Genomic DNA, 11,635 nt, shown 5'->3' with positions numbered 1-11,635 from the left:
CCTTCTGGTGGTGGGAAATTGCTGTCAGGAGTCGCAGTCGCCGGGGACATCGTTTTCGACTCCTTCGGCGAGGAACTCCGGGTCGAACAGAGTGCAGAAATTGGGTACGCGATCGCTCCCCGACGCTTCCACGCCGTCCTGGGCGGATTCGACGGATGCTGTGTCGAAGCCGCCGCCCCACGTGCCGACCGAGGACGCGCGTTCGACCACTGCGGTGGCCGACTCGACGTCGAATCCCGTGTACGCCGCGTAGATCTCGGCGGCGGCCACGGGATCGGCCTCGATCGACGCGACCGCCTCGGTGTAGCCGGCGTTGATGGCTCGTACGACGCCGGGGTTGCTCGCGGCGTAGTCCTTGGTCGTGGTGATCGTCGACTGCAGGAACCGTGACATGTAATCGGGGCTGCTGACGATCAGCTTGAAGTCCTCCGGTCGCTGTTCAGCGACGATGGAGGGGACGAGGGCGATATCGACGTTGCCGGCTTCGAGTAGTGCGAAGCCTTCACCGATTCCGCCGGAGGCAACCCGCTCGATCTGGCCGGCGTCGACGCCCGCGAGAGAGGGAATGAGTCGGGTGAGGGCATCGGAGGCCGAGTTCGGCCGGGTGTAGGCCCATCGGCGGACGTCCTCGATCGAATTGATGTCGGGGTTCGAGGCGAGCGCGTAGAAGTTCATCGGGTACGGCCCCTGGGTGCCGCCGCCGACGATGCGGAGTTCGGAGCCGGCCGCGTCCGCCTGCACGATCGACGGGTAGCTGACTTCACCGATGGGGATGTTGCCGTCGAGCAGCGTGCGCATGGTCGCGCTTCCGCCCTTACCCGGCACGATGTTCTCCACGATCACACCGTGCTTCTCGAACAGTCCCTGCTTTTGCGCGACAAGCCAAGGGATGCTGTAGATTTCGGCCGCTGCCGAGACGGTGACGTCGATCGTGACCGGGTTGGCCGGATCCGCGTCGGGACCGGGATCGGATCCACAGGCCACCAAAGCAGTGGACAGCGTCAGTGCTGCCATGATGGACGTGGCTCGGCGTAAGTGCATCTGCGTCCTCGCTGGATGATCGGCGTCGCACGGAATGGATGTAGTCCGCGTATCGCCGAGGTCTGGAATGTCGGCTGCCACAGTGTGAGGCGTGGTGAGACCTAAGTAACAGCTGCGATCTACCTAAACATAAGATATATAGACCGTCAAGGGGCGTGTATTCGCGTCTTGATGCGTCGATTCGGACAGTTTCGCCCGCAAACATCAGATGTATGGAGCTGAAATCGAGTCAACCGGCACCGCACACGCGATCGATGCATGACCGTGGTTCGGCCAGGCTAGGCTCGAGCCGATCGTCAGCCGTCGTCGAGAGGTAGGGGGAGAAGTGGCCGAACCGGCATCGCTCAAGGGCTCGGCCAAGAGCGTCCCCGCGTATGCGGTTCTCGCGGGGCATCTGCGTACGCGCATTCTGTCCGGTGAGCTGCAGCCGGGGGAGCGGCTACCCGGCGAGGCCGAGCTGACTGCCGAATTCGGCGTCGGGCGCAGCACCATTCGTGAAGCGCTCCGTTCCCTGGCCAGCCAGAACCTGATCGAGACGACCCGGGGAGTCACCGGGGGAAGCTTCGTTGCCGTCCCCAGCGTCGGACACATCAGCGAGCACCTGGAAACCGGTGTCGCCCTGATGGCGGCCGCGGAGACCGTCACCGTCGACCAGTTGATGGAAGTCCGCAATCTGATGGAGGTGCCGGCCGCCGGTATCGCTGCATTCCGCCGCACCGACGAGCATCTCGAACAGCTCAACGCGTCGATCTTCGACCCCAACGACGTGCAGGGCCCCGAAACCTTCGCCAAGAACCAGGAATTCCACCTCGTCTTGCTCCGTGCCGCCCATAACCCGCTGCTCGAGCTCATCACCGCTCCCGTCTTCCGCGTCCTGTCCGGCCGATTCGGTCGCGACCACGCGCCCGAGGGCTTCTGGCAATGCGTCGACAGTGACCACCGCGGATTGCTCGATGTGGTGGCCGCCGGTGATTCGATGGCCGCAATGGATCTGATGCGCAAGCATCTCGACCACCTCGGCGACTCGTACCGACAGATGGATCGACTCCGCAGCCCGTAAACATCTGCTCTTTATCGGGCCGATCTGCCTGAAGCCCGTCGATTATCGGTTTCGCCGAACCCTTGACGCCGTAAACATCTGATGTTTATGGTCTAGGTAAGGCACTCGCCAAACCGACACGAGGAGACACGGTGGCAATCCATCCGGCCGTTCTGGGGCGCTTCTTCGACGACTACGCCGTGGGGGACGTCTACCAACATCCCTTCGGGCGGACGATCTCGGAGACCGACAACACGTGGATCACGCTGCTGTCGCTCAACACCAACCAGAACCACTTCAACGCGCACCTGGCATCGCAGAACCCCATCACCGATGGGAAGGTCATCGTCAACTCCGGCTTCACAGTCTCTGTGGTGCTGGGACTTTCGGTGATCGACATGAGTCAGAACGCGATCTCGAACCTCGCCTTCACCGACATCAAGATGTCCCACCCGGTGTACGCAGGCGACACCCTGTACGCCGAAAGCATCTGCACCGGACTGCGCAAATCCGAGTCACGCCCCTACGCCGGCATCGTCTCGATGATCACCCGCGGCCTCAATCAGGATGGCGTCGAGGTCATTTCGTGGAAGCGCTCGGTCATGGTCGCCACCCGCGACAGTGGCATCGGGCAGAAGTACTTCCCCGAAGCGAAAAACGGACCGCTCGAACTTCCCCAGACTAAGGATTCCGACGCATGAGGCCACTCGAAGACGTCCGCATCATCTCCCTCGAGCAGTACGGAGCAGGCCCGTTCGGTAGCTTGCATCTGGCCGATCTCGGCGCGGATGTCATCAAGATCGAGGACCCCAGCGTCGGCGGCGATGTCGGTCGCTATGTTCCGCCCTACAACGAGGGCGAGGACTCGCTGTTCTTCGAGAGCTTCAATCGCAACAAGCGCAGTCTCTCACTGGATCTTTCGACACCGAGTGGGCGAGCGGTGTTCGAGGACCTCGTCCGCACCAGCGACGCCGTCTACTCCAACCTCCGCGGCGACGTGCCGGCCAAGATCGGCATCACCTACGACCAGCTCAAGCACCTCAATCCCGCGATCGTGTGCTGCAGCCTCACCGGGTTCGGCATGACCGGCCCGCGCGCGAAAGAGCCTGGCTACGACTACATTCTGCAGGGACTCGCCGGATGGATGAGCGTCACCGGCGACCCGGATGGCCCGCCCACCAAATCCGGTCTGTCGCTGGTCGATTACTCCGGTGGATTCGTCGCCGCCATTTCGCTGCTGTCGGGATTGCACGCTGCCCGACGCGACGGCATCGGGGGTGACTGCGACGTCTCGCTGTACGACACGGCGATGTCTCTGCTCACGTATCCCGCGACGTGGCATCTCAATGCCGGCTTCGAGCCGATCCGGACGAAGAACTCGGCCCACCCGTCCCTGGTTCCGTTCCAGGCCTTCGAGGCAACGGACGGCTGGCTCATCGTCGGCTGCGCGAAGGAGAAGTTCTGGGACCGACTCGTCGTCGCCATCGACCGCCCCGACCTCGGTGCCGATCCGCGGTTCAGCAACTTCTCGCTGCGCGGCAAGCATCAGGACGTGCTGCTGCCGATCCTGGAAGAGGTGTTCGCCACCAACACTGTCGAGCACTGGCTCTCGAAGCTCGGACCTGCCGGGGTGCCGACCGGACCGATCAACGACGTTGAGCACGCCCTGACCGAACCCCACACGATCGCCCGCAATCTCGTTGTCGAGACGGAGCACCCGGTGTACAACACGGTGCGTCAGGTCGCGTCCCCGGTGAACTTCGGTTCCGAGGCCAAGCAGTACCGCCGCGCGCCGCAGCGCAACGAGCACTTCGACGACATCGTGCGCGAGCAGCTGGGCTACGACGACGAACGCGTCGCGAAGCTCAAGGCCGAAGGTGCATTCGGAACGGCCAAGGACGAGGTCCGGGCGTGAGTTCGACGGTTCTGGCGCAGTGGGCGTCGGGTGTCACCGTCGCCGACCTGCCCGAGAAAGTCCGACATTCGGCGGCGCGACACTTGCTCGATGGCGTCGGCAATACCGTTGCGGCCCAACGCCTCGGCTACGGCCGGCCGGGCTGGACGGTAGCCGACGCTCTCGGCGGCCCACCGGAGGCGCGGCCTCTCACCGGCACCCGCGGCCTGTCCGCACCGGCGGCCGCCTTCGCGACCGGAGTAATGCTGCACTCTCTGGATTTCGACGACACACATGCGGGCGCACTGGTACACGCGACGGCCGTATCCCTTCCCGCGGCATTCGCCGTCGGGCAGCAGGTGCACGCCTCGGGTTCCGATGTGTTGACGGCGGCAGCCCTCGGTCTCGAAACCGCATGTCGTCTCGGTGAAGTCAGTCCCCACGGATTCCATGCTCGGGGCGTGCATGCCACCGCAGCGGTGGGACCGTTGACGGCCGCACTCGTCGCCGGGTACCTCTCAAAGTTCGACACCGAGACGTTGGTCAACGCTCTGGGGATCGCCGGGTCGTCGAGTTCGGGACTGCTCGAGTTCCTCGATACCGACGCCGACACCAAGGCACTGCATCCCGGATCGGCGAGCATGAACGGTGTCCTGGCCGCTCGACTCGCCGCCGCCGGTGCCACCGGACCATCGTCAGTTCTCGAAGGTCGACGCGGCATCTACGCTGCGCTGACCGATCGGCCGACGAACTTCGCGGCACTGACCGAGGGACTCGGGACGCGGTGGGAAGCCACCCGGATCGGCATCAAGCCGTACCCGAGTTGCCAGCTCATGCATGTCACGCTCGACGCCGTGTCGAAGGCGCTCGGGGACACTGCGGTTCAAGCGCGCGACGTGGCCGACATCGAGGTGTTCGTTCACCCCGATTCGAGCCCGTTCGTCTGCGGACCGAACACCGGGGTCGCGTCACCGCGCAGCACTTACGACGGCAAGTTCGATCTGCCGTGGAGTGTGGCCGCTCTGCTGCACGACGGATCGATCACCGTCTCGACCTACACCGACGAATCCATTGCACGCGACGACCTCCTCGTCACCGCCCGCAAGGTACGGGTGACGAACCTGCCGTCCGAGGTTCCCGCGGCGGCCGCGTCGGGCAGGGCGGTTCTCACCCTCACCGACGGTCGAGTGCTCGACGCCTCCGTCGGCGGCAGTCAAGGATCCGCCGGATTCCCCTTGAGCGACGACCGTCTGCTGGAGAAGTTTCTCGGCAACTGCGGCAACGATTCTCGTGCCGCCGAGCTCGCCGACCGCATCCTCGGACTGGTCGACGAAACCGACCTGACCGCCATTCTCGATCTCGCCGCAGCCATCGCGCCGGCACCCTGACACTTCGATCGACGACACCCCAATCGACAGGACATCATCATGGACTTCACGTACGACGAGCAGCAGATGGCCTTCCGTAAAGCGTTGCGCACCTTCGTCGACAAGGAAATCATCCCGGTCGCGAACGAGTGGGAGAAGACGGGCCGGTACCCCACCGAGATCGTCGAACACATGAAGGCCATGGGCCTGTTCGGGATCACGACGCCGGAGGAGTACGGCGGACTCGACCTCGACAAGGTCTCGTTCACCCTCGTCTACGAGGAGCTCGCCCGCGGATGGATGGGCGTTGCCGGAATTCTCGGCAGCCACAACCTCTCGTGCTGGATGATCGGCAAGCACGGCACCGAGGAGCAGAAGAAGACTCTGCTGCCCAAGCTCGGGTCCGGTGAATGGCGTACGGGAGTCGGCCTGACCGAGCCCGGTGCCGGAACCGACCTGCAGGGCATCAAGACCACCGCCAAGCGCGACGGCGACCACTACGTCGTCAACGGTGCGAAGACGTGGATCACCAACGCTCGGCATGCGAATGTGCTCCCGGTACTGGTCAAGACCGACACCTCGACCACGCCGGCGCACAAGGGCATGTCGCTGCTGTTGATCGACACCACGACCGACGGTTTCGAGGTGCAGCGCGACATGGGCAAGCTCGGATACAAGGGCACCGAGTCGTGTGAGATCACGTTCACCGACGTGCGCGTCCCCGTCGACGCTCTGCTCGGTGGTGTGGAGGGTCGTGGTCTGCAGCAGGCGCTGTCGGGCCTCGAGATCGGTCGCCTCAACATCGCCGGACGCAGCGTCGGCATCGCGCAGGCTGCCTACGACGCTGCCCTCGAATACGCGAAGCAGCGCACCGCATTCGGTCAGCCCATCGCCGAGTTCCAGGCCATCCAGCTCAAGATCGCAGACATCGCGACCCAGCTCCAGGCTGCGCGGCTGATGACGTACTGGGCTGCATCGCAGGCGGATTCGGGCAAGCGCGTGGACATGGAAGCGGGCATGGCGAAGTACTTCGCCTCCGAAGCCGCCATCACAGCCAGCCTCGAAGCCATGCGTATTCACGGTGGCTACGGCTACTCCACCGAGTTCGTCGTCGAACGCCTCTACCGGGACGCCCCGTTGATGGCTATCGGTGAGGGCACCAACGACATCATGCGCACCGTCATCGCGAAGTCCCTCGTCGCGGGTACGGGAGTGATCGGATGAAGTCGGCTCTGACGTACCTCTACGTTCCAGGGGACGTGCCGGAGCGCTTCGACAAGGCACTGGCATCGGGTACCGACGCGGTGGTGTTGGATCTCGAAGACGCCGTCACCGCGGCGAACAAGGACCATGCCCGTGCGACGGTTGTCGCGTGGGTTGCTTCCTGCGAACCGGGTGACGTGCAGATCTGGGTGCGGGTGAACCCAGGGCCGTTGCAGGAGGACGATATTCGTGCAGTGTTGCATCCGAACCTGACCGGCATCTGGCTGCCGAAGGTGTCCTCTGCTCGCGAGATAGAGCAGGCCGACGCTCTTCTGGGTGGCAGTAGCGCGGTGGTCTCGCCCCTCATCGAGACGGCCGCCGGAGTGTTCGCCGCTCTCGAGATCGCCCGTGCCCCTCGGGTCAAGTTTCTTCAGATCGGTGAGGTGGACCTGGCCGCCGATCTGGGCGTCGACGGCTCCGCGGAGTCGCTGTCGTTCGTGCGCGCCCAGGTGGTCGCAGCAAGCGTGGCGGCCGGAATAGATCCACCGCCTGCAGCGGTGTCGCGAAACTTCCGAGATGCCGAGGCCTTCGAGGCCGACACTCGAACGCTGGCCGGTCTCGGTTTTGTCGGGCGTGCGTGTATTCATCCGGCTCAACTCGCCTCTGTGCGATCGGTTTTCGTGCCTTCAGCAGGGGAGGTGCGCGAGGCCAAGGAGTTGCTGGCCGACTTGGAACGGGCTACCTCGGGCGTGGCAGTCGACAGCAAGGGATTCCTGATCGACGAGGCTGTGGCTCGAACCGCGCGTCGAGTGGTGGAACGTGCCGCGCGGGAGTCGGTCAGCACCTGAGGTCAGCCGAAGGCAATGCGAAGCCCGACGCTTGCTGTGGCCCCACCGGCGCTGAGGATGAAGTTGTGCCGTCCTTCGTCGCGGAACACCATCTGCATCGGCAGGAACCAGAATCGATTCTCGCCGGTGAAGCCGGCACCGGGGATCTGCAGGCCACGCTGATTCACGATGTGTTCGCCGTTCGCGTCGAGCACTTCGAGAGTCGCGGGAAAGTCCTTACCGATGTCATCGGGGCCCGTCTGCAACAGTGCGACCAGCCGGCATTCGAGCATGCGGGTCTGGCGTGGAACCGCGCAGGTATCCCAGACGCCGCCGAGGATGTCGAGCATGTCGTTGGAGGCTCGCGCATACTCGGCGAAGAACAATCCGGTGATGATCATCGGTTGAGGTCATCTGTTTCGTAGTATCGGAGTGACTTCATGGCATCCAGGACGGTCGAGCGCAAGGGTGCCGGCACCTCGTATGTCCCGTCGCAGACCAGCCACCCGTCGGCGATGAATTGGTCCAGTAGGCCGCGGAGCATCAACGCAATGATGTGTTCGTACAGATCCCCGGAGTGGGCCGAACCGACTTCCGGGAGCCGCTTCCGCGGAGTGCCCGTCATCGCGGCGAGAACTATCTGTCCGGCAACGACATCGGGGGCTTGCGACTGGCGGAGCGGGTCCTCGCTGAGAAAGTACCGGCGGATGACGTGCGAGAGAGCCGTCCGGTGGGCGGCCAGCGAGCCGGGCAGTGAGTGGGCGAACTCGTCGGCCCAGGGGCCGCGTATCGCCGTGGTGGATGTCAACTCGATCAATCCGGCCGCCGTCGCCGCATCCCACAATGTCATCAAGTTGCGGATGTCGCGCATGGATCGTGAATTCCGCGCACGCGCATCCAGATCCACCCCGACGGCCTTCGCCAGCTCGCTGACCGACCCGGGCCGCGGAACACCTGTGCCGGTGATCGGTCGTGACGTACCGAGCCACTCGAGGAGCGAACGAAGCTGCGCTATCGGCTTCGATGCGGTCAGCGCTGCGAATTCGTCCTCGGCGGTCGGTGGTGTGAGCTCGATATCGTGGGGCGTAAGTCGTTCGACCGGGGACTCGACTGCCGGCTCGATGTCGTCGACGAATTCCGTGTTGGTGGTACGGGATCCCCGGTGCCCGAACAGTGGAATCACGCGAGCGAGGTTGCTGTCTGTTCGGTCGGAGGGCACGAACACAGCATAGGAAAAATGTGGGCCCTTCGACGGAACGAGCCGAACCGCAGGTGGTCTTCTGGACACGTTCATGCTGGCCGCGACGGACGGCAACGATGGATACGACGAGCGCGATACCGCAGCCCTCGACGTCCTCCGGGAGCTCGGCCCGAGGCCTGCACCGGAGCGGTCATGACAATCCAGTGCGCGACCTCGGTGCACGGGGTGCGTGCAGTGGCTGCCGCTTTTGCCCGATGGTGCGTGTCGTACCTCTCGGCTATGGTCGGGAGAGGTTCATGAGTGGCAGTTGTCGGTACCTGGCCGGCTGTCCGGCAACCCCGTCTCCATCGACAGGGTGCCCCAGGGGAAGAACCGGCGCGTCCCGCAATCGCAGGCGCGCAAGTCGATGGAGGGTTGCACCTCCAGAATGAGGTGAACAATGTCCGGTAGTGACGAACTCGAAGCAGCACAGGCGAAGTGGGAACCCATTCCGCGCGATCGCCGTTGTACCTGGTGCCAGACGCTCCTGAGTTACCCGCCGATCTGGTACGGCGTGTTTCCGATGCTCGAGACTCGGAGGTTGGTACTCGAAGGCGGGTACGCAAATGCCGAAGCCTGGATCGACCTCGCGAAACGTGCTGAAGCAGTGGGCTTCACGCCTCGGACGTGGCTGATCTTTCGGCAGAGTCTCGAACCCGCGTACCTGAAGGATCGATTCCCATCCCATCCCATCCCGAGAACATGCCCAAGCGGCGTGGGAACGGTGGTGTCGAGACGGTGGTCGTCGATCCCGAGGACTTCTCCGAATGGCCATGGCTGTTCGAGGCGGGGTACCGCGCGGGCGAGGCGACCTTGCAGACGCTGTCTCGCTGACGCCATCCACCAGGCCCTCGACGGGGTCGGCTTGTCAGTGGAACCGCGGAGATCGCTGCTGCGTCTGACAGTCAGGAGCGGCAATGACTGTCGACCGATTCCGGAAGGGTGGACGCGTGTGGAGCTTCCTCTCGTACGGCACACGATTGTGTCTATGGAATGCGGGTTCTCCCTCACGTTGCGTACAGATCGTGATTGCGAAATTCGCATCGAGTCGAATTTTCGAGTCACTGAGCCTGGGACCGTGGTGTTCCGAGGTCTGCCGCACACGCTGCTATCCGAAGACAGCACTGTCCAGCGTCTTATCGGCAGACTGGTCGCGTACGCGTGTGCATCCGATGATGGTGGCTTGCTAATGGAGTTCGCCGACCGTGCAAGCTTGGTAGTTCCCTTCGACCCTGATTTCGAAGCGTGGACCGTTGCAGCGCCCGAGGGCTTCAAGGCAGTCAGTGTGGCGGGCGGCGGGCTTACGGTGTGGGACTGAAACAAATATCTGGCGAGTGCTTCTGGACCAGAAAACAGCCCAAGACTATGGAACCGGCGCGATCCCTGCTGCGTCTGATGCTGCGGGGCGGCGATCGTGCCGCGTCGGCAACGCCATCGGTGATGGTGCTGCGGCAGTTGCCGACACTGGGTCGGCAATCGGAGAACTGGCGACAGGGGCGTGGGATGCGATTTTCTGACATGCGACCCAGTGAATTGCGGCGCTGGGTGGCATCGCCGGGGTCGATTATCGCTCGAAGCGCGATCTTCGGGGTTGCGGCGCTGATTGCTCTGTACTTGTGCGTGGTGAGTGTCGTGGAGGGAATGATCGCCTCTGCGCTGTCGACATTCGGATTTGCTGTGTTCTGCATCAGCACAATGGCTTTCGCGTGGACCAACGTCCCGTCGATCAAGACAGGCTCTGACGTCCGCCGTTGGGTGCAGGGCTCGACTGTGCGCTACAACCCGCTGGGCTTGAGGTTGCTCGTCGTGATGTTCAGCTCTCTGTCGATCTGCGTGATCGCGATGGGTTTCACCTCGGGTGGGGTGGGATGGGTTCTTGCTGCGATGGGATTGTCCATGGCCTCGTTCCTGATTCCAATCCTGTTGCGCAGTATTCGCAACGGCTACCTCGAGCTCTCGGATGACGGTATTCGCCACCGCGGCTGGGCATTCGACGTCCAGGTACCGTGGGTGGACGTAAGAGACACCGCTGTGGTCGTGGAGTCGTACCCGTTGGTTCTGGTGAGGGTCGACGAAATGGCGAAGATGAACCGGCGCTTCACAACCTTGCTCTGGCGAATCGAAATTATGCCGAAAGGTAAGTACATCGAACTCGACTGCAGACGCTTCGATGTCCACCCGGTGGCGCTGGAACAGTGGATTCGCTTCTACATCGACAACTCGGAGGTCCGAGTCGAACTTGGAACCGATGCAGCAGCAAAGAGACTGACGAGCTTCGGTGAACAGCGCGCATGACCGAACTGTCCGAGGTCATTCACGAGTTCGGGTACGCAGGATCCGGAAATCGTTGCGTATGAGATGATCGGAACCCTTGTGCCGAGAACCGATTCGGGATCCATGGCTGAGCTCTACGGCCCCGCGGGTTGCAGTCCGCCTGGCCGGTCAGACGCCGTCATTGTGGCGTTGTCAACGCTAATCCAGTTGCGGCACAGGTGTTCCGACCCGAGTCCGCAGAGTGAGGTCGCAGCCCAGCGCATTCGCGATGGCGATCGCACCATCGAGTTGGATCGAGTCTTTGCCGCCTTCGAGAGCTTGGATCGTCGACCGACCCACGTCGGCGAGCAATGCCAACTCTGCTTGAGTGAGGCGTAACTGAAGCCGACGTGCGACGAAGGCGGCCGCCACCTCACTCGGATATCTCCGAACTCGTCGTCGCGGATGGGCCATATTCGCTCCTTATGCTTGCGACTACATGCATAGGCGACAATACGCCCCTCTTTTATAGGACTGAGCCTTGTTATGCCCGTGAACGAAGGCATAACGGCATATCCGAATGTCGAATCGCCTGTGTCGGTGTTCAGTTCATTGCGATACTGAATCGACATTGCCTGTACCGGGGACGGGTCCATGCAGTCTCGACCAGCTCGGAGTTGGCATGTCCACGAGAACCTTCATTGCAATCACCGCAGTGGCGCTGGTCTGCGTCGGCTGCTCGAGCAGCCCCAACGAGACACCGAGCGAAGC

13 protein-coding genes and 1 riboswitch are annotated in these 11,635 nt (G+C 63.2%); of the genes, 9 read left to right on the top strand and 4 right to left on the bottom strand.

Annotated elements, in window-relative coordinates; genetic code table 11:
* Positions 1–24: 24 nt before the first annotated feature.
* Positions 25–1,041, bottom strand: a complete 1,017-nt coding sequence (locus CH302_RS04210; RefSeq protein WP_037190914.1) for an ABC transporter substrate-binding protein — start codon at positions 1,039–1,041, stop codon at positions 25–27.
* A 325-nt stretch (positions 1,042–1,366) separates the two neighbouring features.
* On the opposite strand from CH302_RS04210, the gene CH302_RS04205 reads away from it, so the two are divergent.
* From CH302_RS04205 to CH302_RS04180, 6 genes are all read left to right on the top strand, one after another.
* On the top strand, positions 1,367–2,101 hold the full coding sequence (locus CH302_RS04205) for a FadR/GntR family transcriptional regulator (RefSeq protein ID WP_037190916.1): 735 nt from the start codon (positions 1,367–1,369) through the stop codon (positions 2,099–2,101).
* 131 nt (positions 2,102–2,232) lie between these two features.
* Positions 2,233–2,781 carry a MaoC family dehydratase gene (locus tag CH302_RS04200; RefSeq protein ID WP_037190918.1) on the top strand — a complete coding sequence of 183 codons (549 nt, stop codon included), beginning with the start codon at positions 2,233–2,235 and terminating at the stop codon, positions 2,779–2,781.
* Positions 2,778–3,995 (top strand): CaiB/BaiF CoA transferase family protein, encoded by a 1,218-nt coding sequence (locus CH302_RS04195; RefSeq protein ID WP_037190920.1) that lies wholly within the window; start codon positions 2,778–2,780, stop codon positions 3,993–3,995. Before CH302_RS04200 ends, CH302_RS04195 begins: the two co-directional genes overlap by 4 nt.
* Positions 3,992–5,362 (top strand): MmgE/PrpD family protein, encoded by a 1,371-nt coding sequence (locus CH302_RS04190; protein WP_052047692.1) that lies wholly within the window; start codon positions 3,992–3,994, stop codon positions 5,360–5,362. The genes CH302_RS04195 and CH302_RS04190 overlap by 4 nt, the downstream gene beginning before the upstream one ends.
* Before the next feature lie 39 nt (positions 5,363–5,401).
* The gene (locus CH302_RS04185; RefSeq protein WP_037190923.1) at positions 5,402–6,565 is read left to right on the top strand and encodes an acyl-CoA dehydrogenase family protein; all 1,164 of its coding nucleotides are present in this window, start codon (positions 5,402–5,404) and stop codon (positions 6,563–6,565) included.
* A complete protein-coding gene (locus CH302_RS04180; protein ID WP_037190925.1) occupies positions 6,562–7,392 on the top strand; it encodes an HpcH/HpaI aldolase/citrate lyase family protein in 831 nt (276 codons plus the stop codon). The genes CH302_RS04185 and CH302_RS04180 overlap by 4 nt, the downstream gene beginning before the upstream one ends.
* A 2-nt stretch (positions 7,393–7,394) precedes the next feature.
* Here the strand turns inward: CH302_RS04180 and CH302_RS04175 are convergent, their stop codons facing one another.
* Together CH302_RS04175 and CH302_RS04170 are read right to left on the bottom strand one after the other, a co-directional pair.
* Positions 7,395–7,772, bottom strand: coding sequence for a DUF6941 family protein (locus CH302_RS04175; protein WP_037190927.1), 378 nt, complete (start codon positions 7,770–7,772; stop codon positions 7,395–7,397).
* Complete coding sequence (locus CH302_RS04170; RefSeq protein WP_141216597.1) at positions 7,769–8,590, bottom strand: hypothetical protein; 822 nt, start codon at positions 8,588–8,590, stop codon at positions 7,769–7,771. The genes CH302_RS04175 and CH302_RS04170 overlap by 4 nt, the downstream gene beginning before the upstream one ends.
* 274 nt (positions 8,591–8,864) lie before the next feature.
* Positions 8,865–8,983, top strand: a riboswitch (SAM riboswitch).
* A gap of 330 nt (positions 8,984–9,313) precedes the next feature.
* Between CH302_RS04170 and CH302_RS30515 the strand changes: the two genes are divergently transcribed.
* The 3 genes from CH302_RS30515 to CH302_RS04155 are packed head-to-tail and all read left to right on the top strand — an operon-like array spanning position 9,314 to position 10,906.
* Positions 9,314–9,445, top strand: coding sequence for a hypothetical protein (locus CH302_RS30515; RefSeq protein ID WP_255137378.1), 132 nt, complete (start codon positions 9,314–9,316; stop codon positions 9,443–9,445).
* Positions 9,446–9,482: 37 nt separating this feature from the next.
* The gene (locus CH302_RS30835) at positions 9,483–9,929 is read left to right on the top strand and encodes a DUF6188 family protein (RefSeq protein ID WP_369679437.1); all 447 of its coding nucleotides are present in this window, start codon (positions 9,483–9,485) and stop codon (positions 9,927–9,929) included.
* 47 nt (positions 9,930–9,976) lie between these two features.
* The gene (locus CH302_RS04155) at positions 9,977–10,906 is read left to right on the top strand and encodes a hypothetical protein (protein WP_052047694.1); all 930 of its coding nucleotides are present in this window, start codon (positions 9,977–9,979) and stop codon (positions 10,904–10,906) included.
* A 177-nt stretch (positions 10,907–11,083) separates the two neighbouring features.
* On the opposite strand, the gene CH302_RS04150 is transcribed toward CH302_RS04155, so the two are convergent.
* Positions 11,084–11,338, bottom strand: coding sequence for a helix-turn-helix domain-containing protein (locus CH302_RS04150; RefSeq protein WP_037190932.1), 255 nt, complete (start codon positions 11,336–11,338; stop codon positions 11,084–11,086).
* Positions 11,339–11,635 lie beyond the last annotated feature (297 nt).

This window comes from Rhodococcus sp. 15-2388-1-1a (genome assembly GCF_002259145.1).
Taxonomy (GTDB): Bacteria; Actinomycetota; Actinomycetes; order Mycobacteriales; family Mycobacteriaceae; genus Rhodococcoides.
This window is presented reverse-complemented; position numbering and strand designations above follow the sequence as displayed.

Bases quoted from the DNA above. Each gene is read 5' to 3' on its own strand.
- CH302_RS04210 (WP_037190914.1), bottom strand. From the start codon at position 1,041: ATGCACTTACGCCGAGCCACGTCCATCATGGCAGCACTGACGCTGTCC.
- CH302_RS04195 (WP_037190920.1), top strand. From the start codon at position 2,778: ATGAGGCCACTCGAAGACGTCCGCATCATCTCCCTCGAGCAGTACGGA.
- CH302_RS04185 (WP_037190923.1), top strand. From the start codon at position 5,402: ATGGACTTCACGTACGACGAGCAGCAGATGGCCTTCCGTAAAGCGTTG.
- CH302_RS04180 (WP_037190925.1), top strand. From the start codon at position 6,562: ATGAAGTCGGCTCTGACGTACCTCTACGTTCCAGGGGACGTGCCGGAG.
- CH302_RS04175 (WP_037190927.1), bottom strand. From the start codon at position 7,772: ATGATCATCACCGGATTGTTCTTCGCCGAGTATGCGCGAGCCTCCAAC.
- CH302_RS30515 (WP_255137378.1), top strand. From the start codon at position 9,314: ATGCCCAAGCGGCGTGGGAACGGTGGTGTCGAGACGGTGGTCGTCGAT.
- CH302_RS04155 (WP_052047694.1), top strand. From the start codon at position 9,977: ATGGAACCGGCGCGATCCCTGCTGCGTCTGATGCTGCGGGGCGGCGAT.
- CH302_RS04150 (WP_037190932.1), bottom strand. From the start codon at position 11,338: ATGGCCCATCCGCGACGACGAGTTCGGAGATATCCGAGTGAGGTGGCG.